General features: G+C 36.5%; 21 protein-coding genes. 2 read left to right on the forward strand and 19 right to left on the reverse strand.

Annotated features, from left to right (window positions below; translation table 11 throughout):
• Positions 1-87 precede the first annotated feature (87 nt).
• Positions 88-1383: an NCS2 family permease gene (locus tag HF990_RS09645; protein WP_168412498.1), complete on the forward strand. Its 1296-nt coding sequence runs from the start codon at positions 88-90 to the stop codon at positions 1381-1383.
• A 310-nt stretch (positions 1384-1693) separates the two neighbouring features.
• On the opposite strand, the gene HF990_RS09650 is transcribed toward HF990_RS09645, so the two are convergent.
• The 16 genes from HF990_RS09650 to HF990_RS09725 all read right to left on the reverse strand — a co-directional run bounded on the left by HF990_RS09650 (position 1694) and on the right by HF990_RS09725 (position 18653).
• Complete coding sequence (locus HF990_RS09650) at positions 1694-2374, reverse strand: Dph6-related ATP pyrophosphatase (RefSeq protein ID WP_096550874.1); 681 nt, start codon at positions 2372-2374, stop codon at positions 1694-1696.
• A 211-nt stretch (positions 2375-2585) separates the two neighbouring features.
• Entirely contained in the window at positions 2586-3305 is a 720-nt protein-coding gene (locus tag HF990_RS09655) for an enoyl-CoA hydratase/isomerase family protein (protein WP_168412499.1), read from the reverse strand.
• An 80-nt stretch (positions 3306-3385) separates the two neighbouring features.
• Positions 3386-3979 (reverse strand): TetR/AcrR family transcriptional regulator, encoded by a 594-nt coding sequence (locus tag HF990_RS09660; RefSeq protein WP_016839441.1) that lies wholly within the window; start codon positions 3977-3979, stop codon positions 3386-3388.
• 230 nt (positions 3980-4209) lie between these two features.
• On the reverse strand, positions 4210-5796 hold the full coding sequence (locus HF990_RS09665) for an FMN-binding glutamate synthase family protein (RefSeq protein ID WP_168412500.1): 1587 nt from the start codon (positions 5794-5796) through the stop codon (positions 4210-4212).
• 500 nt (positions 5797-6296) lie between these two features.
• Positions 6297-7106 carry a C40 family peptidase gene (locus HF990_RS09670; protein WP_016839439.1) on the reverse strand — a complete coding sequence of 270 codons (810 nt, stop codon included), beginning with the start codon at positions 7104-7106 and terminating at the stop codon, positions 6297-6299.
• A 12-nt stretch (positions 7107-7118) separates the two neighbouring features.
• Entirely contained in the window at positions 7119-7877 is a 759-nt protein-coding gene (locus HF990_RS09675) for a serine hydrolase (RefSeq protein WP_016839438.1), read from the reverse strand.
• Between the two features lie 12 nt (positions 7878-7889).
• Positions 7890-8822: a S66 peptidase family protein gene (locus tag HF990_RS09680; protein ID WP_016839437.1), complete on the reverse strand. Its 933-nt coding sequence runs from the start codon at positions 8820-8822 to the stop codon at positions 7890-7892.
• Positions 8819-9766, reverse strand: coding sequence for an ATP-binding cassette domain-containing protein (locus HF990_RS09685; protein WP_016839436.1), 948 nt, complete (start codon positions 9764-9766; stop codon positions 8819-8821). The genes HF990_RS09680 and HF990_RS09685 overlap by 4 nt, the downstream gene beginning before the upstream one ends.
• Positions 9759-10811: an ABC transporter ATP-binding protein gene (locus tag HF990_RS09690; RefSeq protein ID WP_168412501.1), complete on the reverse strand. Its 1053-nt coding sequence runs from the start codon at positions 10809-10811 to the stop codon at positions 9759-9761. Before HF990_RS09690 ends, HF990_RS09685 begins: the two co-directional genes overlap by 8 nt.
• 11 nt (positions 10812-10822) lie before the next feature.
• The gene (locus tag HF990_RS09695) at positions 10823-11797 is read right to left on the reverse strand and encodes an ABC transporter permease (protein ID WP_016839434.1); all 975 of its coding nucleotides are present in this window, start codon (positions 11795-11797) and stop codon (positions 10823-10825) included.
• On the reverse strand, positions 11797-12741 hold the full coding sequence (locus HF990_RS09700) for an ABC transporter permease (protein ID WP_016839433.1): 945 nt from the start codon (positions 12739-12741) through the stop codon (positions 11797-11799). The genes HF990_RS09695 and HF990_RS09700 overlap by 1 nt, the downstream gene beginning before the upstream one ends.
• A gap of 113 nt (positions 12742-12854) precedes the next feature.
• The gene (locus HF990_RS09705; RefSeq protein ID WP_016839432.1) at positions 12855-14678 is read right to left on the reverse strand and encodes a peptide ABC transporter substrate-binding protein; all 1824 of its coding nucleotides are present in this window, start codon (positions 14676-14678) and stop codon (positions 12855-12857) included.
• A gap of 19 nt (positions 14679-14697) precedes the next feature.
• Entirely contained in the window at positions 14698-15771 is a 1074-nt protein-coding gene (locus HF990_RS09710; RefSeq protein ID WP_168412502.1) for a mandelate racemase/muconate lactonizing enzyme family protein, read from the reverse strand.
• 20 nt (positions 15772-15791) lie between these two features.
• Positions 15792-16586: a M55 family metallopeptidase gene (locus HF990_RS09715; RefSeq protein ID WP_168412503.1), complete on the reverse strand. Its 795-nt coding sequence runs from the start codon at positions 16584-16586 to the stop codon at positions 15792-15794.
• On the reverse strand, positions 16583-17329 hold the full coding sequence (locus HF990_RS09720) for a M15 family metallopeptidase (protein ID WP_311733637.1): 747 nt from the start codon (positions 17327-17329) through the stop codon (positions 16583-16585). Before HF990_RS09720 ends, HF990_RS09715 begins: the two co-directional genes overlap by 4 nt.
• A 280-nt stretch (positions 17330-17609) precedes the next feature.
• The gene (locus tag HF990_RS09725; protein WP_168412504.1) at positions 17610-18653 is read right to left on the reverse strand and encodes a DmpA family aminopeptidase; all 1044 of its coding nucleotides are present in this window, start codon (positions 18651-18653) and stop codon (positions 17610-17612) included.
• Positions 18654-19059: 406 nt separating this feature from the next.
• Between HF990_RS09725 and HF990_RS09730 the strand changes: the two genes are divergently transcribed.
• A complete protein-coding gene (locus HF990_RS09730) occupies positions 19060-19470 on the forward strand; it encodes a DoxX family protein (RefSeq protein ID WP_168412505.1) in 411 nt (136 codons plus the stop codon).
• A gap of 57 nt (positions 19471-19527) precedes the next feature.
• On the opposite strand, the gene rbsB is transcribed toward HF990_RS09730, so the two are convergent.
• From rbsB to HF990_RS09745, 3 genes are read right to left on the reverse strand one after another with little or no spacing between them, the layout of a single operon-like run.
• Positions 19528-20454, reverse strand: a complete 927-nt coding sequence (gene rbsB / locus HF990_RS09735; protein WP_096550864.1) for a ribose ABC transporter substrate-binding protein RbsB — start codon at positions 20452-20454, stop codon at positions 19528-19530.
• Between the two features lie 13 nt (positions 20455-20467).
• Positions 20468-21406, reverse strand: coding sequence for a ribose ABC transporter permease (rbsC, locus tag HF990_RS09740; RefSeq protein WP_016839425.1), 939 nt, complete (start codon positions 21404-21406; stop codon positions 20468-20470).
• The gene (locus HF990_RS09745) at positions 21399-22889 is read right to left on the reverse strand and encodes a sugar ABC transporter ATP-binding protein (RefSeq protein ID WP_168412506.1); all 1491 of its coding nucleotides are present in this window, start codon (positions 22887-22889) and stop codon (positions 21399-21401) included. The genes rbsC and HF990_RS09745 overlap by 8 nt, the downstream gene beginning before the upstream one ends.
• Positions 22890-22898: the final 9 nt, after the last annotated feature.

The following is a 22898-nucleotide window of genomic DNA, read 5'->3' on the forward strand; positions in this document are numbered from 1 at the left end:
ATTGTCGCCAAAGTTTTTTTATTGGGGAAATCTATTAGCTGTAAACTTGCTTTCATATATTCTTTGATAAAACTAGGAGAGTACATCATGAGAAACTTTTTTAAATTTACAGAACGAAATACATCCTATAAACAAGAAACATTAGCAGGGATTACGACTTTCTTATCCCTTGCCTATATTTTAATCGTTAATCCGCTTATTTTGAGCCAATCTGGGATGGATCAAGGAGCAGTATTCACTGCAACAGCTCTTACTGCCATCATTGGTACACTACTTATTGGGCTGCTTGCTAACTTTCCCATCGCCATAGCTCCCAGTATGGGATTGAATTCTTTCTTTACTTTTTCCGTATGTATTGGAATGGGGATTGACTGGAAAATTACACTAACTGGGGTTTTTGTTGCGGGCATTATTTTTACGTTATTAAGTTTAATGAAAGTTCGAGAAAAAATTATTACGATTATTCCATCAGATTTAAAATACGCCATCGCTTCCGGAATCGGGTTCTTCATCACGTTTATCGGTTTAAAAAATGGTGGTATTGTTATAAGCAATGAAGACACATTTGTTTCCATTGGAGATTTGACTTCACCGATGACTCTGCTTGCAATAGTTGGACTTACTATCACAATTATTTTATTAGTGCGTGGAATCAATGGCGGCATATTCTATGGAATGTGTATAACAACCATTATAGGTATGATGTGCGGCTTAATTGAAGTTCCTTCATCATTCATTGGGAGTATCCCAAGTATTGAAGCAACTTTTGGTGTCGTGTTTAATCACTTAGATGAAATATTTACACCTGAAATGTTGACAGTCATCTTTACCTTTTTAATTGTTGCCTTTTTTGATACGGCTGGTGCTTTAATTGGATTAACAAGCCAAGCTGGCATGGTCAAAGATGGTAAAATCCCGAATATAGGTAAAGGATTGCTTGCTGATTCTCTTGCCGGTGTATTTGGTGCTATTCTAGGAACTTCAACTCCTGCCACAAGTGTTGAATCGTCAGCTGGTATTGCTGTCGGAGGAAGAACGGGCTTTACATCTGTCGTCATTGCAGCGTGTTTCCTAGTTGCGTTGTTTTTCTCACCGCTTGTCAGTGTGATTTCGGCGGAAGTGACATCCGCTGCATTAATTATTGTCGGTGCCTTAATGGCAATGGAAATCCGTAAAATCAATTGGACAAAGTTAGAAATTGTAATTCCATCGTTTTTAACAATAATTATGATGCCACTTACGTCTAGCGTAGTTATTGGTATTGGATTAGGGTTTGTCCTTTATCCCATTTGTTTAATGGCTCAAAAACGTTTTAAAGAAGTTCATCCAATGATGTATTTACTTTGTATTCTATTTATTTTATATTTTGCGTTTTTCATCTAAGAAACACATTGATGAGTGATGTCAAAAGTAATAACCACTACATAGAATAGTCTAAAAAAATGCTGGTAGAAACCCTCCTCTGAATGAAAGTGCCTGTGAAATTTTTTACTGCGAAATTTCACAGGCAATTGTATTTTACACGCAATCCCATCATCGACACTTTATCTATTGTATTAAGAGTATTTTCGTTGTAGTCCTTCATGCTGATTACAATGAAAAACGGCTTTCAAAAGAACTTCTACACCATTTATTTTAAAAATATCAAAACCTTACATTTAGAGAGGCACTTCTAAATGTAAGGTTTTCATTATTACGCTTTTAATTTCAATGGCAAAAATGCATAATTTTCATGTGTAATAATGTCCAACGGTTGAACTTGAAGAGGGGCTGAAAATATTGGACCATCGATCACCGTTGTATGGAACTCGCCCCCTTCGCCGCAAGGATCAATAGATCTTTGCTGAAGCTCGTCCAAGAAGTCTCTAGTCAAGATTCTTCCTAAGTCTTCTATACGCATACCGAGTGATAAATTCACGGTTGTCACCATAGCTATAAAGCCTAAATCAATAAATTCTTCAACTAGCGAACGATGATTTTTAAGGTAAAGGGGCATGCTTAATGTGATCCCTACTTTATTTGTGACATCTGCGTGCCATGTTCCCTCATATGCTACGTCCACGTCTCCAGTCACGAGGACTTCCGCACCTTTTTTCTTCGCCTCTTGTAATAGCTCAATGAAATGTTGTTCATATGTTGTCCAGCTTGCTCCCCGTGAATAAATGGGATAACCAATAGCTTGAGCTTGCGCAGTTAAAAATTCAGGAGTCAGTCTGTGCGAGTGGGAATGTTCTTCTGTTTCATCCAGCATTGCAATTAGTCCAAGTGGTTCTGCTACTTGCTTCGCTTTATATAAAGCAAGCATACTATCCTTTCCCCCGCTAAAGGATGCGATAAATTTTTTATTTTTTACTCTTTCCAGCCAATCATTCACTATCGTTTCAGCCTTTCAATATATGTTTTTTCTTATTTATTATAAACCCTTTATAGACTCAGTGCTTCGAAAAACAAAAAACGAATTAAAGTGTAAAATAGCTCTACTTCTATAGTTACAATTTGCTATATAGAAACAAACAGTTTGAATTCGAAACTGGCTGTATAGAGAGCATTAATTTTAAATATCGCTCCCTTTTATTTTTGATTCATCATTTTTTCATAAGCTGTTTAAACAATACCTCTTTAAATGCTTGATCATGTTCAATTTTAAAGGCTCTTTCAAAACTTTCTTCCGCATGTTTTTTCATAAAACTTTTTGTAAATCGTAAAGTCTCAGCAGGAGATTCTAAAATTTGTTTAGCTATTTCAATACATTTATTTAATACTTGATCACTTTCCACAAGGTAATTAACTAATCCAATTTCATACGCTTTTTTTGCATCAATTATTCTTCCTGTAAAACAAATATCCTTCGCAATTCCTTCTCCAACTATCCAGCGAAGTGGAGTAAAAATAGGAGGAGCTCCAAATTTTATTTCGGGATGTGCAAAAGTTGCATCAACTGAACAGATCCTCAAATCACATAAAGTAGCTAAGTCAAATCCTCCGCCATACGCTAAACCATTAATCCCAGCAATTAATGGTTTAGGAAAATGCCAAACATCTCTATGATATTTAGCAGAAGATTCATATATTTCATCAAATAAAGTTTGGTCTGAGAACTCTTTCAAATCAAAACCACTTGAAAATGCATTCCCTGCACCCGTAATAATAACGACACCAATCTCATCACATTCTTTCCACTTATTTAGACATTCTGATACTTCTCTTCTTAACGTAATGTTAATAGCATTCTTTTTTAATGGTCGATTCAGGATAATAATCCCTATGCCATCTGCCCTTTTCTCCACTAAGATTTCTTTATACATATTCAATCCTCCTTCAGTTGTTTCTGATAGAAACCAATCGGTCTCTTTTTGTAAAAAATAAAAATTCTGCATAGCAGAGATTAGTTTACTAATGTCTGTAAATACTTCTCTAAATTTTCGCAAACAGTTAATAAATATTTTGAATCTTTATAAAGCTTGGTTAGTGCCAATCCTCCTTCCAACGAAGATATGAAAAAAATAGCTTGCTCTTTTGCGGATATTTCGGAATGAAAAGTTCCTTTTATTCTTCCAGATTCGATAATCTCAGTAATCATTTCTATTAGTCTAAGCATCGTTTTTTGTGCATGGGGTAGTATGTCGCTATCTTGTTGACAGTCCATCTCAATCGATGCATTGAAAATCGGACAACCACCTGCAATCGGAATATCATTTGCTAAATTTTTAAATACTTCAAAAAAAGTTTTTAATAAAGTCAATTCATCACTTTCTAACGTTGTTTTCTCTAAATAGAAATTTCTGACTTTTTTCACCGCAAAGTAGAAGGCTTCAATCATTAATTCATTTTTATCTTTAAAATGCCTATATATTCCCCCTTTTTTCAATCCGGTTTCATTCATAATATCTGACAATGATGTTTGGTAATACCCTTTTTCATTAAAGATTTGAGCAGATTTTTCAATGATTCGTTGTCGTGTTTTTTCACCTTTTCGCATCGTGATCTCCCGTTTTCATCATTAGTGTTGATAAATGAAGAAGCCTAGGTCAATTTGCTAATATAAGTAGATAAAAAATTTGTAATACATTCTAATTGTCAATATGCTTATTTTGTTAAATTTATAACTCCTAATGTTTTTTTAATGTTGAAAAAAAGAGGAATTATGTTCAACTATTGGAACATAATTTCCTCTTATTGATTTATAACCACGATTTTTTCTTGTATTCATCAACTTTTTAGTAATGATTGATACATCTCCTCTAATGAAATTACACGTCCTTTATCATCTTTATAAACAACATGTTCAGGTTTGAAATGGATTGGCGATTCAAGACCACAAGCAGCCGCAATACGGAAAAGTCCTTCCCTTAAGGTGATGACATAATTAGCCGTACGATATTTCTTTTCATCAACGACAAGAGCTTTTTGCAAATCAGGGTCTGTCGTTGCAACACCGACAGGACAAGCATTTGAATGGCATTTTAATGCTTGGATGCATCCTACAGTAATCATAAATCCACGTGCGATGTTGACAAGGTCCGCTCCCATGGCTAAGGCAATCGCAATCCGGTCTGCAGAGAACAGTTTGCCGGAAGCGATGATTTTCACCTGATTCCGTACACCGTAATTGATTAATGCACTGTGAACTAATGGCAAGGCGGATTTAATTGGCAATCCGACACTATCTGCTAACTCTTGGAAGGATGCACCTGTTCCACCTTCCCCACCATCAACCGTAATGAAATCGGGACCTTTTCCAGTCTCTTTTATCGCTTTTGCTAAAGCTTCTGATTCATCGGGGCTTCCAATAACTACCTTCATGCCAACGGGTTTTCCTGTTTTTTCTCGAATTTGTTCCATAAATTCAAATAATGAAGGGAAATCATTAAACTCTTTAAATCGGTTCGGACTATCGATTGCTTTAAACGGCTCCACCATACGAATTCTTGCAATTTCCTCTGTCACCTTTTCAGCGTCGATATGGCCACCTCGTGTTTTCGCACCTTGAGCTAATTTAATTTCGAATGCCTTAATCTGTGGAATCTGACTTTTTTCCAATAATGCATCCCAATTAAAATTCCCTTCTTTATCTCGCACACCAAACAAACCAGGGCCGATTTGCATAATGATATCGACATTACCTTTTAGATGATATTCTGAAAGCCCTCCTTCCCCAGTGTTCATCCATGTCCCTTTCGCTAATCCTAACCCCTCTGATAAGGCAGTAATGGCATGATCTCCTAAGGATCCATAACTCATAGCAGACATGCCGATTTGCCCTTTCACAATAAACGGATGTTTCGTTTTTTCTCCAATGACAATTGCATCTTCATCATGTAATAAAAATGCCTTTGAAACATGATCTTCAAATATTTCCTTTCTTTGGCCAAATAAAGGCTCTTTCACTAAGAGGTATCTTTTTGTCTTTACTTTTTCATCGTCCATTTTTAATTCTTCCGTTAACTTAGGAAACATGGAGTTGCGAATATAAAAACCGGGTTTTTCAAAATCTCGAAGTGAACCAAAACCAATTACATCCCGTTTATATTTTGCCGATTTGACAATAGTTTGATATTCGATACGTGAAAATGGCTTACCCTCAGTATCATTGTTAAATAAATATTGGCGCAATTCAGGACCAATCGTTTCAAATAAATAACGAGCTCTCCCAATTAGTGGATAATTGCGAAGTACAGGATGTTGCTTTTGCGTCCGGTCAATAAAATATAGATATAATCCAATCACGACAAGAATGAATAAAAGGAAGCCTATTAGTACCGAACCAAATACAATCAGCACATCTGCAAGATTCAATATGGATACCTCCAAACAATATTAATTGAAAAAAATCCCTATAGTTTAGATTTCTCAATCATATGGAAACTATTCAATTTTAGTTGCGAGAATTCCGATGATGTATTTTCTTCATTTCTGTTAGAAAGAATTTAGACTAAAAATCTGCTGTTTCTAGAATCTGATCCGCCAATAAAATCTATACATTAAACATTTGGAAAATATATCTTGATTTTACACACTACTTAATAAATCGTTCCCTCAAATATTTAAATAATAGCCAAAACTTTGCTTATAATAGTCAAACTCCAAAAGATAATAGTCAATTGCTAGCACATATTAGTCATAATCTGTAAGATAATAGTCAAAGTAATGCTCTTAATAGCCAAACAAATAAAACCGTCCTTACTACAAAATCATGCAAAGTCAAACTATGAAAGATATAGCCAACCTTTACAATATTTCATCTCCAAAATTAAAGGGCAGTCTAAACAAAATTCTAGACTGCCACGAAAAACAACCTATCCAAATAAACTCCCCACTGCAGTAATAGAAGTCGCTAAATCTTTTCGATAGTTCGAATCCTTTTCATTTAAACTATTGATGCTTACCTCATTTCCTCCAAGCGAGGAGTGAACATACAGTCCATTCCCCATATACATGGCGATGTGTCCAGGGAAATAAAGCAAGTCGCCTTTTTGTATTTTTTCAAAGGGTATTTCCTTGATTGGGAAACCTTCTACAATTTGTGCATCTCGGTAAATATAAACACCATTCAACATGTATGCCATAGAACATAATCCAGAACAATCAATTCCCAGCGGCGATTTTCCTCCCCAACGATAAGGCGCCTTTAAATAGCTCAATGCAGTTTGAACAACATTTTCTCGAAACGCTTCCTCAGAATCCAATTCTACAATTCTTTCACGTATCCAATAAGAGCGACTATAACCAATCTCGCCATTCACCAATTTTACTTTAACCCATTCTGGATTCAAACTCGAATCTTCCACTAATGAAATAGAAGATCCCTTCACTAATGTAGCGATTTTCGCGCTTTGAATTTTTGGTTCCGCTAAAATATCTGCGAAGTTTTGAATGATGACATGTTTTGCTTCTTTATCCCATTGCCCAGCTTTTCCTTCATTGATGAGCAATTTTTCTTTTAAACAATACCCCTTATATCGATAGGCGGTTTGAACATGTACCCAAGTGCCACAATCTTCGAGTATCTCAACAACCATGCCATATAATACTTCGTCAACACATTCAGAAGTAGAATACGGGTGTTTATGTAGGGGTACAATCATATCACTTGCAACTGCTTTCATAGGGTATCCCCCCTATTCGAAATAGTCATATACGATTTTGGAAATGCGGCCGATGAATCGCTTTCCGAATTCAAAATCATTTAATTCCGTTAGAAAAACTCCGATAAAATAGTCCATAGTTGGATGATAGACAATTCCTGCATCATGACAAACCGTATCCAAACTGCCTGTTTTATGGGCAATCCGGACGTCCGCTATATATCTCTTTAAGCGTTCATAGTCTCTTTGCTTGCACAAAATATCAATTGCTATTTTATTAAATTCGTCTATTAATAATTGTTGTTGATAAATCAATGAAAATAAATGTGCCATATCTCTCGCAGTCGTCACATTATCGTACCCAAGATTTATTTTTTCAAAATCCATCATTTTGCGTTCCAGGTTTGTATGAGCCAAACCGATTTTCTTAAAATAATGGTTCAACTTTTCAAAACCAAGTAAATCAATGAGTTCATTTGTTGCAGAATTATCGCTCGTAATAATCATCCATAATAGCAACTCATAGATGGTACAGGATGTTAAGTCTTGCTCCGTGATTACACTAAAATCCACTTTATTTTCTGGTGAAATTTCTACTACATCTGTTAAAGAAAATTGATTTTCTTGTACATAATGCAATACAGCTAATAAAATGGGAACTTTTATAATACTCGCACTTGGAAAGACTTCATCCATCTTTTCAGCAATCAGGTATTGATCCGTTTTCAAATCTTTCACAACAAGATGCACCTTACAATCTGCTTCATCTAGCAAGGTTCGGATTTGCTCCATCCTAATCGCCACCTACCCCATTACTTTTATCATTCTCAATTCGGTATTAAATGAAATCTTCTTGCCTAATGGCAGCGTCATCGTAGGCAGCACATGACCACATGTAATGTCCATTAAGATCGGTTTACCTGTCGGAACTAATATTTCTTCAAATATAGTGTGCAATCGTAAACTTTGTTCAGGCTTATCTGGATTTTGTGGACCACAATTTGTCCAAGCTCCCAGCAAAATGCCCACAGCATCATCCAGTTTACCTGCAAGTTTTAATTGTGTAAGCATTCGATCAACACTTCGCTCATATTCATCGATATCTTCTAAAAATAATATTTTTCCTTTCGTATCAATTTCATATGGAGTTCCTAATGATGAAGCCACCAATGTCAAATTGCCGCCAACCAATTCACCAGTCGCTTCACCTGGTACTAATACTTTCACGGGATTCCCAGGTGCATTTTCTAAAAAATAATCCGTGCGTTCTGTATCCATGACGCTTGTCAAAAACGAATTCCACGTATAATCGTCCATTTCATCTTTAATGAATTCCGTAGATGGCATAGGCGAATGGAATGTAACAAAATGACATAATTGGTTGAATACAATATGAAGCGCTGTGACGTCACTATACCCAGCAAAAACTTTTGGGTTTTCTTTAATCATCTCTAAATCCAACAATGGCAAAATTCTTTGGGCACCATATCCTCCGCGAATGCAAAAAATCCCATCAATTTCAGGATTGCGGAACATTTCATTGATTTCTTGTGCCCGTAAGTCATCTTTTCCAGCTAAATATCCATGCCTTTCTTTGCAAGTTTCGCCTACAACGACGTTAAAGCCAAGGTCTTCAATTGCTTTGATGGCTCTAGGCAACACTTCAGATGGAGTTGGACTGGACGCACTAACCAACCCAATCGTATCACCCTTTTTTAACGATTTTGGTATTCTCACATGCTAACCCCCATTCTTCTCGTTTCACGGTAACGGGCAATTTCTTCTTCGTTTGCCAATACAAAATGTCCCTTTTCTATTTCAATAAAAGAAGGCGGCATTGTTTCATAGTTATGCTGAGTAGGGTCATAGATTTCCACCTTTTTACTACGTTCTTTATACGGATTTGGTTCAGGCACAGCTGATATTAATGCACGGGTATAAGGGTGAATGGGATTGGAAAACAATTTTTCTGTTTCTGCCAATTCCACAATATTCCCCTTATAAATCACTGCCGTTCGATCTGTGAAAAAGCGAACAATGGATAAATCATGGGCAATGAATAAATAAGTTAAATTATTTTGTTGTTGTAGGTGTTTCATTAAATTCAATACTTGCGCACGGATGGAAACATCTAAAGCTGAGATTGGTTCATCTGCAATAATAAACTCTGGTTCCATCACTAAAGCACGAGCAATTCCAATTCGTTGACGCTGACCACCTGAGAATTCATGAGGAAACCTTGAGGCAAATTCCGGTAAAAGGCCAACTTGTAGCAAAGCATTTCTTATTTTCTCTTGTCGTTCTTTTTCACTGGAATAATTTTTAGTATTTATTAAGCCTTCACTAATGATATAGTCCACTTTTGCCCGTTCATTTAAAGAAGCCATTGGATCTTGGAAAATCATTTGAATTTTTTGTGTGATTTCACGATCCCAATCACGAGGGATTTTTCCATTGATTTTCCTTCCTTTAAATAATATCTCCCCACTTGTAACTTCATTAATGCGCATAATCGCACGGCCAATCGTTGTTTTTCCTGAACCAGATTCTCCTACTAATCCAAATGTCTCTCCTTTATAAATTTGAAAGCTGACATCTTTGATGGCTTCAAACTTTTTCTTACCTTTTCCAAAGGTCACATTTAAATTTTTCACTTCAAGTATTACTTCGCGATTAGCCATTTGCGTATTGTCTCCCTTCTTCAAAAAATTTTTTCAACACTTCGGGAGGCTCTACTTTTGGGGCATTGGGATGAAGCAGCCACGTTTTGGCATAATGGGTATCACTGACTTTAAAGTATGGAGGGCGTTCTACAAAATCAATTTTCAATGCATATGGATTACGCGGCGCAAATGCATCTCCTTTAATTTCATTAAATAAATTCGGCGGCGTTCCTTTAATGGAATAAAGTTCTTTCCCTTTTTCCCCTAATTGTGGTAGTGATGAAATTAATGCCCATGTATAAGGATGTTTTGCATTGAAAAAGATTTCATCCGTTTTCCCAAATTCGATAATGTCACCTGCATACATCACCGCAACGCGATCCGCTACTTTTGCTACAACCCCTAGGTCATGGGTAATATAAATCGTTGTCAAATGATATTTTTCTTGGAGATTTTTCAACAACTGCAAAATTTGCGCTTGAATCGTTACGTCAAGAGCTGTTGTTGGTTCATCACAAATTAATATTTTTGGATTACATGCAATCGCGATGGCAATCACAATCCGTTGACGCATACCACCTGAAAACTCATGAGGATATTGTTTGTAACGTCTTTCCGCATCTTTTATTCCAACATCCCGAATTATTTGAAGAACTTTTTCGTAGGCTGATTTTCCCTTTAGTCCTTGATGCAAAATGACCGCTTCCTCAATTTGCTTCCCAATCGTTTTTAACGGATTAAGAGAAGTCATAGGGTCTTGCGTCACCATCGCAATTTCTTTCCCTCGAATTTTCAACCAATCATTTTCCGTTTTAAATTGCGCTAAGTCATAATCTTCATACAAAATTTTCCCTTGATCAATATAACCGTTTTTATCCAATAGCCCTATGATCGATTTCATTAATACAGATTTTCCAGAACCTGATTCTCCTACGATGGCTAAACTTTCACCTTTATATAAATCTAAAGATATATCACGAATAGCCGTCAGTTCTCGTCCACGCAATGTAAACTTTATGACTAGATTTTCAATGGACAAGATTTTGTTCTTCTCATCTACCATTTGAATGCCTCCTATACGTGATTTTTCGGATCAGCCGCATCAGCGAATGAGTTACCTATAATATAGAAAGAAATCGTAATCACACTTAATACGATACTTGGGAATAGTAGCTGATATCTTAAATCTGGAGACATCATTAATACTCGACCTTCGTTAATTAAGTTGCCTAATGATGGCTCACTTACAGGCAACCCTAAACCGATATACGTTAAAAATACTTCGGCTCCAATTGCATAAGGAACAGCTAAACTCATTCGCAACATAATGATTGAAATTAAATATGGTAACAAGTTTTTTAAAATAATACGATAGCTTGGCGTTCCTAACGTTCTTGATGCCAAGTTATATTCACGGTCACGCAAGATGACAATTTGGTTGCGAATAAATCTTGCCATCTCAACCCAGCCAGTTATACACATTGCCACAATAATCGTAGTGATACTTGGTCGTAATATTAGAGACATTAAGATTAATACAATCGTCGTTGGTATATTTTCAATCACGTTATAAGCATGAGTGAGAGGTGCTTCTAATTTCCTTGAATACCCCCACAGAGCACCGATGGTAATCCCAATAATCGCCTCAACAATAGCTACGACCACACCAATAAATAACGATGTTCTTGTTCCTGCCCATATGCGAGACCATAAATCTTGTCCAATGGAGTTTGTACCAAACCAGAATTCCTCGTTTGGTGGGACATTGCGGGCTTGGTAGCCAGTTTCAGGATCCAGGTAGATTTCCGTTGGCGATTTTTGGTTAGGTAAATATGGCTGAATCAGAACAAATAAAACAATCGCAATAACTAAAATCAATAAACTTACTGCTACTTTATTTTTTAAAAAAGACTTCCAAGTAGAGCGCCAATAAGAATAATTCGAATAGCCGATTTTTTCTGCATTGTTTTCATCTGCTACCGCAAATTCAAATAATTGTTTACTAGATTTGTCCGTAATATTGCGTATTTCTTCAGAATATAAGCCCATCAGCGAACACTCTCCCCTTTGCCGAATTTGATGCGAGGATCAACAAGGGCCATTGCTACATCTCCTAAAAATAATCCAATGATCCCTAAAGATGAGAAGAGTAATACAAGAGCTTGAACGACTGGATTATCTTGACGCTGGATGGCGTCAACGAGCAACCCGCCCATTCCCGGTATGGAATATAAAGATTCAATATAAATGGAGCCAGTGATAGTTAGCAAGATGGTTGCTGGCAAATACTGAGCCAATGGAATAAAAGCATTTCGCATAACATGTCTAAACATGATGGTGCGTTCTTTTACACCTTTAGCCCGCGCTAGTTTAATATAATCTTTGTTTAATTCATCGACCATATAACGTCGCATCCACATGGCATAAGAAGCGATTGGCCCTAAAGACAGTGAAATTAATGGCAACACCCAAGTAATGGGCTTGTCTTCATTAAACAACATAGGTAAATTCAAGAAGTCCGTTATATATACTTGAATGAGCAAGTAATAGACCATGGAAGGAACTGCCACAATGAACACAATATAGCCCGTCCCAAGCCGATCTAACCATCTTCCTTTAAATTGAGCCATGAAAATTCCTAATGGAACGCCCACGATAATGGATAAGGCAACAGCTGCGACTCCAAATGCAAATGAATACACGATTTTATCTGCAATAATATCAATAACGGGTACATCCGTACGATATGTAATGGATTTGCCCAAATCGCCACGCAATAAATCTAAATAAAAGTTTCCTAGCTGAACGAGGATTGGATCACGCAATCCTAAATTCGTTAAATAGACTTCTTGTTGTTCGGGTGTCATTTTATCAGCAGCGGCACCTAAATAACCTTCTTCAGGCAATAAGCGTAATAAAAAAAACACGACTGTAATAATGACAAATAGTGTAACCACTGACTGTAACAGCCGTTTTACGATATATCCTAGCATGAGAACCCCCCTTGTTTACCTAAATAAGAGAAGAAAGGAGATGTAAGTTAGCCATCTCCTTCTTCAAAGATCGACTATGAATCTTTTCATTTATTGAATAAATTCATAGTGAATTATTGACTTGCTTTAGCTAGCGCTTCAGCACGCTCTTTCTCCCATTGCGCTTTCGCTTCTTTAAATTCTTCGTTGTTCATCGGTTTGTCTAGCAATTTTTGCCCTTTAAATTTCTCCATTGTTACTCCAAATGGTGAATATTGTGCATCAAATGGATTTAATTTAGATGCTACGTATCCAGTGCCACCTACTTTGTAAGGAACAACGAATGCTTCTTCGATTAAGAAAGCTTCTGCCTCGGCAAACAATTCATAGCGTTCTGCAAAATCAATTGCTGCTTTCGCTTTGTTTACCATATTTTCATAAATCGGTTGACCATTCGTATCAGTATATCCTTCAGCTAATTCTGGTTTGTTATATGTTCCACCTATTGTAAATGGATCTGTATAAGTGGATGGATCTGCATAGTCTGGACCCCAGTTCACTTCCATAAATGCAAACTTTCCTGGACGCCGAACTTCTCCAAGGAATCCAGTTGAAGGGCCAGCATAAACAATAATGTCAATATAATCTTTGCCTAACAAATTTTCCATTTGTTGTTCAATAACTTGAGAGCGGTTTGCCCAGTCAGGCATTCCAGAGTTATATGGCATTAATACTTTAACAGGGAAAGTCGCTTTACCTTGAAGTTCTGCCATCGCTTTTTCTTTATATTCAAGCGCTAAGTCAGGGTTAAATGAATCATTATTTGTAAACTTCGCTAATGGTTCTAATTGTGTATAGTCAACACCATCTATATCAACAAAGTTTTTAGGCGTAATCGTATTGTTTAATAATGATTCAGGATTATAAGGTTCGTCCGTCAACATAGCAGAAACTCGGTCAAGCGCATGGAATAATGATTTACGGAAGTTTTTGTTGTTTACTGCAATCTTCCAGTTTTCCGGTTCATATTCTGCATCAAATTGTGGATTAAAGTTTAATGCATAGAAATATGAATAGAAGTTGCTTCTACTTTGACGAATTAATTCTTTTTTCTCTGAATCTTTGAACCAATCATCTAAAATGGCAGTTGGAATTGCCGCTTCGTCCACTTCTCCACGTAAGAATAATTCTGGTGCAACAGTAGCTGCTTCTTTGTTATACTTATATTCGATTTTGTCAATTAACACATTTTCATGATCCCAATAAGTCGGATTTTTCGTTAATACACGTTTATTTTGAGGTTCAAACTCAGTTAAAATATAAGAACCATTGTATAAAAGGTTTTCTTTTGATGTACCAAAGCTGTCTCCCTTTTCAGCTAAAAACTCGCCATATACCGGGAAGAAACATACATAGTTCAACATGGAAAGAAAGTAAGGCGTTGGTCCCTCCAATGTATATTCAAGGGTATATTCATCTAAAGCTTTTACCCCAACTTGAGAAAAATCTGTAATTTCTCCTTCATAGAATGCATTGCCGTTCTTCACAACAGTTGCAATCCATGCAGTTGATGATTCATTTTTTGCATCGAGCACATAATGTAATCCATCTACAAAGTCTTTTGCAGTTACTTCAGCTACTTCATTACCTTCATGGTCTACCCATTTCACACCTTTTCGAAGTCTAAATGTCCATACTGAAGCATCTTCATTTGTTTCCCACGATTCGGCTAAACCTGGTTGAACAATGCCGTATTTGTCATATTCAATTAATCCATCTACTAAGTTTGCAGCAACTGCAAATTCATTAGTTTCAGATGTTTTTAAATAGTTGAGCGTTTTTACTTCTCCGGAATATACTGTGCGAAATACAGATTCATCTTTTGTTTCTTCATCATCGCTACAAGCTGTTAGCATCATAACGATACAAGCGAGCAAAAACAGTAAATACTTTTTCATAGAACCCCCCATTTTTTCTCTAACTTTCTATTGAAAATCCTAACCCAGGATCCTCCGACATTCTAATCCATTGGCTTTCGAATGTTGGACCACCTGAAATAGGATCTTTCAAACATAGGCTTGGCCCATCTAAATCAACGAGCGTAATGTTCTTTTGTGACGCAGCAAAATGAGCCGCAGCGCTTACGCTAATTTTTGTTTCCAACATGCAACCAATCATGCATGCAATTCCATTCGCTTCTGCAATATGGGAAATTTTTTGTGCCTGATAAATACCACCCGTTTTCATCAGTTTAATATTGATACAATCACAAGCACGCATTTGAATAACCTTAAGTGCATCTTTTGCTGAAAAAACGCTTTCATCTGCTAAAATATTTGTTTCTGTATGAGCTGTTACATAGTGCATGCCTTCCAAATCAGCATAGTGAACAGGCTGTTCGACTAATTCGATGTTGACATTTGCATCCTCCAATTTACGAATTATTCTGACAGCTTGTTTTGGAGACCAGCCTTGGTTGGCGTCTACACGAATTTGAATGTCAGGTCCCACAGCCTTTCGGATAGCGATAACTCTTTCCGCATCACTTTCAGGATCTTTCCCAACTTTCACTTTTAAAATTTGATAACCACGTTTCACTGCTTTCAAGCTGTCATTGACCATCGTTTGTGCATCATTAGCACTAATGGTGATATCCGTTACAAGCTCTTTACGATAACCACCCAACACTTTGTATAAAGGAGCATTATAACGCTTTGCAAACAAATCATAAATAGCCATATCTACTGCGGCTTTTGCACTTGTATTTTTATATATGCATTGATCAAGGCGTTCCATAATGAACGCAATTTCTTCGATTTCCAATCCGATTATTGCAGGTTTTATGTAACGCTCAATTGCGTGTACAATTGATTTTCTCGTTTCACCAGTAATGACAGCCGTTGGAGCTGCTTCCCCAATCCCAATTTCTCCCTCATCTGTATAAACGTAAACACCAATATTTTGAATCTTTTCGACTGTTCGAAGTGCCGTTTTAAAAGGTGTAATAAGGGGCGCTGCAACTTCGAAACACTTGATGTCTGTAATTTTCATGTTGGCTCACCTTGATTCATTTAAGTTAAAAACTGCAATATTCGTAAAACGTCAAAATAGTTATCTGTTTCATATTCCACTGTATTATGAGGCTTAAATTTTGCTCCAGGATAAAAAGAATTTCGATATGCACGTGTATGATCTCTGTAAATAATTTCGACATTGAATTGCTTTGGAAGCTCTATTTTAATTGAATCTCTATCAACCTTCATCGCTTCTTCTACCAATCTCTTTGTTTCGCTAATTGCTAATTTAGGGCTAATACTTACTGTAGCCCCACCAATTCCCTCTTTGATAGGAAGCGTAACAATATTTTCGTTAACAGCCTTGATTTCCTCTGTCAGTCCAACATCTCCACTGACAAATGCAACAGGAACTCCATGTAGTGCTGCCGCATAAGCATTAATTAAAAATTCACTTGCATATTCACCGTTGATTTTCACATCGGCATTCACGACCAATGTGTGGGCCAATGGATTTCGATGGCTTCCACCTTTACTGTGATAACCGATGAAAATGGCGCGATCAAAACTTTCATCTAATCCAGCAACCATACACATTGGATCCCCTGTCCAGCCACGAATTATTTTCACATTTTCTGGTAAGTTTGAAATATCAATATTCCTTGCAGAGTCATGGGCATCTTTTAATACGATTTCAGTTGCTCCACCCGCTATTGCTCCTTCGATTGCGGCTTCAACTTCTTTTGTCATTTGCTTTTGAAAAGGGGCATAATCCGGTGTATTTTTTTCCGTCTCAATCCAAGTTGTTGAGCCAGCAACTCCTTCTAAATCTGCACTAATATAAACTTTCATATAAACTGAAACTCCTTTACATCATTATTTTCTAGTTCTGCTAATACTGGGCCATAAGGGACGACTTGTTCATTTACTCTCCTTGCCCAAGAGATATTTCCGAAATCATAATGCCACCATTCATCAGCGTAATTTGTAAAGCCGACATGGATTAAACTGTTATATAATATTCTTCTATTTTGAAGTGCTGCAACATTTTCTTCTGGATGATCTTCAAAATATCTCGTTGCTGATTTTTCGTTCATTTCATCAAACTTTGTGCCTAAGTCTAGTTCGTTTCCATTCGCATCGCCTAAAGTTAAATCAATCGCTCCCCCTGTAATATGGGGGGAAGTACGTGTTGGCTCAATGCTTGGATACGCAACATATTTTAAAGTGATTTGAAAAATTTCCTCTTCCGTCAGCTCAGGATGCTGCATTTTCGTTTTTTCTAAAAACAGATTGAATAGAGATTGCTGAACCTGAAATGGACGAAATCCATCAAATAGAATGAAACTATACTGACGAGGCAATATTTCTAAAGCTTTCTTGATTCGTAGATAGACTCCCTTACGTAAATAGATTGATTGAATACTAGATGGAATGTTTAGTTCATAATAAATAGGTCTGATGTATAATCGGTTCGGTACTTGTTGCACTTTAATAAGTGGTTCCTGAACTTCAAGTATTTGTGGAGTCCACTTTTGTGATGGAAATTTAAGATCTTTAATGGGTGAAAGTAGAAAATCCTGTATGAAAATCACCTCAAATAATCGTTAATACTATTAAATTTTCATAATGAATTACCATATGATAGAATATTTTGATAATTCTGTATTCAAACGAAATATATCATACTTTCCTTGTTTTTTCTAGTTCCTATTTGGTTAATTATTATAAATAAGTATATATATGGTATTAATTGATATCATTTTATTATTAGTTCGCTATTTTTATAAAACTTAGGGTTTGAATAATAAATGCATTTTGCAAGCACATGTATTCTTTACTCCCTCTACGGAAAATAGGACCAATTCATTTTATTTACCAATTAAATGAATGAACGACATGTCCATTTCTTCCAGTTGTTGTAACAGCTTGGGATAAGGAATTTAAAATTGCTTCTTCCGTTGTTTCTGCAGCAGCAATAAATAATTGATTCATGATTGGATGATCTTCTCGTAGTTGGATTCTAGATTCAGTAATATAATCAGTGGAATGTGGAATTTTGTGAGCAGTCGTAAAACCAATTACAATATCACCACTGCCGTGAGAATAATGGCTTCCTGTTCTAGCTAGTCCAATTCCACAACGTTTAATTACGCGCAATAATTGCCGGCTGCTTAACGGTGCATCTGTTGCTAGTATTATGATGATTGAACCATCTGTCGGTTTAAGAGTGGAATCCTCTTGACGTTGGTTTGTTGTATATTGCTCACGTCGAAACTCAACACTTTCTCCAAAATTACTCAACACTAAACATCCAAGTGTATAGGATTGGTTCTCAGCCGTTACAATTCGAGATGACGAACCAATTCCTCCTTTATAACCAAAGCAGATCATTCCTTTTCCCGCTCCAACAGCTCCTTCCTCCACTACTTTATCAGATGCATTTTGAATCGCTTCAATGGCATGTTCAGGTGTGACAGGACATGCACGGATAGAATTTAAATAACTATCATTACACTCTCCTACAACAATATTAATGGTTCCTGTTGAGATACCAATCTCAGGATTTTGTTCTAACATATATTCTAAAGTGCCTTGAGTGACAGCTGGAACGCCAAACGTATTGGTTAACATAATCGGTGATTCGATGACACCTAATTCATTGATTTGTACAAGGCCTGTTGTTTTTCCAAATCCATTCAGGACATAGCTAGCTGCAGTTACCTTTTCTTTAAATAAATTACCGCCATGCGGTAATATGGCAGTTACACCTGTACATGCATATGTACCTTGATCATCTATTGGATAATCCAGCGTCACATGACCCACCTTTACCCCTTCCACATCGGTTATGCAGTTTTTTTCTCCTACTGGCAATCTTCCAATGGTGATTCCAAATTCTCGAATCTTTTTCCTCATATTCCAACCCCCATCGATTTTTATAATGTATTTTAATAGAATTGATAGGTTTGGAAAAGATTAGAAGAAACAAAAAGCACATGAGCTGGATTTAAAATCAAATAGATCGTTGAAATAATATATTTTACAACATATGAAAAATTTGAAGGAAATAGAACCAACTTCTCTTTATTTCTCTCATTTTTGCAAACATTTTCATATCTATTTAGCGTCATAATCTATATTCATAATTAAATTAAACATATTTTGCTAGAAAAGATGTTGATTCAATCTGAAAGCGAAAAGCTAACAGGTTGCCAAGTAGTTTTATTGGCAAAAATAAAACGATATAAAATTTGAATGAAACGGTGCTATGTTTGGACGAGCGATAATATGATAGTAAAAAAGCAGTTGGAAGGAGATTTGATTGAGAAAAAGTGAATTTGGAGGTTTTATTCTTCGGATTGTTCTAGGAGTTATTTTCATCGTTCACGGATTAGCAAAATTGCAGGAAGGAATTACTGCAGTAGCAGACCGATTTGCCAGCTACAATTTACCGTTCCCAGAAGTTTTTGCATATGGTGTTACAGGTCTTGAAATCATTGGAGGAATTTTCATTGTCATTGGTTTTTCCATACGTCTATTTGCTTTTTTATTCATTCTTCTGATGGCAGGAGCCATTGCAACAGTGAAATTTGCTGTTGGGTTCCTCCAAGGTTATGAATTGGATTTAGCTTTGATGGCAATGGCTACTTATTTACTTTTTGCAAGCAATCGTTTTCTTGCTCTTGATAACTTCATTGTAGAAGGAAAAGAAAAAAGGAATAAAGTACGATAAAAAACAAAGGTAGAACGTTGCAGCAATTCATGCTACTAAGTTCTACCTTTTTATTGATTATTGTTTTGTAACTAATTCTAAGTCAACTGGTACGAATTCTTCTACAGATTCACCGTTTAAATATTTAATAGCTGTTTCTACAGCAATTTTACCAATTTCCTCTGGTTTTTGCGCAACAGTTGCAGCCATTACGCCTTCTTCAACTTTCTTCACAGCATCATCTGTAGCGTCAAATCCAATTACAATAATATCTTTACCAGCTGCTGAAATTGCTTCAATTGCACCTAAAGCCATTTCATCGTTTTGTGCGAATACTGCTTCAATGTCAGGATGTGCTTGAAGCATATTTTCCATTACAGATAAACCTTCACTACGGTTGAAATTAGCAGTTTGACTAGAAACAAGATCTACTTTACCTTCTACAGCTTCAAGGAAACCTGCACCACGGTCACGAGCAGCAGATGATCCTGGAACACCTTCAAGCATTGCTACTTTTGCACCTTCACCAGCAAGCTCAAGTAAATATTCTCCTGCAAGTTTACCACCAGCTACGTTATCAGAAGCGATATGTGAAATCACTTCACCGCTATCTGCAGAACGGTCAACTGTAATAACTGGGATGCCAGCAGCGTTTGCAGATTCTACTGCAGAACCTACCGCTGAAGAGTCAACAGGATTGATTAACAATAAGTCAATTCCTTGTTGAATTAAGTCTTCTACGTCAGAAGCTTGTTTAGAAGCATCATCTTGAGCATCTACAATCACAAGCTCTACACCATTTTCTTCACTAACAGCTTTTGCACCTTCGCTAAGTGTAACGAAGAATGGGTTATTTAATGTAGAAATGGAGAAACCAACTTTTACTGCTCCTTCTTTTGTTCCTTCATCTGCAGCATCATTTTGTTCCACAGATGAATTCATGGAACATGCAGATAAAACTAACATTGCAATGACAACAAAGAATAGATGTTTCATTTTTTTCATTCTTAACCACTCCTTATTCAGATTTTTTTCGATCTAGTAAAACTGCTAATAATATTACGATCCCTTTCACGACTTGTTGCCAGAAAGAGGAAACGCCAATGAGGTTCATACCGTTATTGAGTACACCAATAATAAGTGCCCCAATTAACGTACCAAAAATCCAACCTTTCCCGCCATTTAAGCTTGTACCGCCTAACACAACCGCAGCAATCGCATCTAACTCATAAGATTGCCCTGCAGTTGGTTGAGCAGAATTTAGGCGAGAAGTTAAAATTAATGCAGATAATGCAGCAAGGAAACCAGAAATCGCATAAACTGCAATTTTCACTCGGTCTGCATTTATACCTGATAATTTCGCAGCTTCTTCATTTCCACCAACCGCATAAACACGGCGGCCAAATGTTGTTTTATGCAAAATAAAATAAAGAATACCAAAAGTGATTAATGTCGTAATAACTGGAATCGGAATTCCTAAGAAATATCCTTTACCAAATAATTGGAATGAAGCATGGTCACCTAAACCTGAAATTGGCTTACCGTTTGTATAAACAAGCGTTAAACCTCGATAAACAGTCATTGTTGCTAATGTCGCAATAAATGGTGCTACTTTACCTTTTGTAATAATTACCCCATTTATTGCACCTAAGATGAGACCTAGAATTAAAGCAATTCCCATAGAAAGGATTGGGTCAAACCCACCAGCTAATAAACTTGCGGCAACAGCCCCTGTTAATGCTAGTGTTGATCCTACAGATAAATCTATACCACCTGTGAGAATAACAAAGGTCATTCCAAATGCAATAATAGCGCTGATTGATACTTGTCTTAACACGTTGAAGATATTAGAAATGGTTAAAAAACTAGGATTCAATATACTAACGACAATAATTAAAAGAATTAAACCAATTAATGGCCCTAATTTTGATATTATTTCTTTCGACGATTTAGACAACTTGTTCACCTCCAGTTGCAAAATGCATAATTCTTTCTTGCGTCATTTCTTCTTTCGAAACTTCTCCCGTTAATTTTCCTTCATGCATAACAAGAACGCGATCAGCCATTCCAATGATTTCTGGCAATTCTGATGAAATCATTAAAATCGCTACACCTGCTTGTGCTAAATCGTTAATGATTTGGTAAATTTCTTTTTTTGCACCGATATCGACACCGCGAGTCGGTTCATCTAATATTAATACTTCAGGTTCCGTACCTAGCCATTTAGCAAGAACCACTTTTTGTTGATTACCACCACTTAATGATTTGGCACTTTGTTTTGGACTAGATGTCCGAATTTTTAACTGCTCAATGTATTGGTTGACGAGGGATAATTCTTTCTCTTTCTTCACTACACCTGAAGTGGAAACTTTCTTTAAGTTCGCCAACGCTACATTTTCCTGAATGGAAAAATTCAGTACTAACCCTTTCGTTTTACGGTCTTCCGTCACGTATCCAATTTTGTGTTTCATTGCATCAATCGGTGATTTTATGGATACTTTATTACCATCAATCAAAATGTCACCACTATGTGCTTTTCGATAACCGAAAATGGTTTCAGCTACTTCCGTTCTTCCAGCTCCCATTAATCCGGCAACACCAACCACTTCACCTTTTCGTACGTTAAACGAAATATTTTCAAACAAACCTTTCACCGTTAAATTTCGGACTTCCAGTTTGATGTCTCCTATATCGCATTGTCTTTCGGGGAATCGTTCGCCCAATTCCCTTCCTACCATCATGGCAACAATTTCATCAAAATTCGTTTCAGGGATATTTCGTTCCCCCACATATTGTCCATCTCTTAAAATGGTAATGCGATCACAAATGGAGAAAATTTCCTCCATACGGTGAGAAATATATACAAACGAAATTCCTTTCGCTTTTAGTTCATTAATTGTTTCAAATAATGTTTTTATTTCCCGATCCGTTAAGGCAGCAGTTGGTTCATCCATCACGATATACTTCGCGTCACTGGCGATCGCTTTAGCTATTTCAATGATTTGCTGTTTTCCGACAGACAAATCTCCAGCACGAGTTTTCGGATTCACGTGTAAACCTAACTTAGATAATAGCTCCTCAGCTTCTCTATCCATTTCTCGGTTTTTTAAAATACCGAAAGGACCGTATGTTTTTTCTTTTCCTAAAAATAAATTTTCAGCAACAGTTAAATCAGGTAATATGTTTAATTCTTGATGTATGACAACGATTCCGTATTTTTCAGCATCTTTAGGCGATTTAAAGTTGACAGGTTGACCATCTACTTTAATTTCACCAGCATCCTTCGTATAAATGCCACTTAAAATTTTCATTAATGTCGACTTTCCAGCACCATTTTCCCCCATTAGTGCATGGATTTCACCTTCTTTAAGGTTAAACCGAACATCTTTTAACACGACATTGCCATTGAAGGCTTTCGAAATGCCTGTCATTTCAATCATGAAATCACC

The organism is Ureibacillus thermosphaericus (assembly GCF_012396605.1).
Classification (GTDB): domain Bacteria; phylum Bacillota; class Bacilli; order Bacillales_A; family Planococcaceae; genus Ureibacillus; species Ureibacillus thermosphaericus.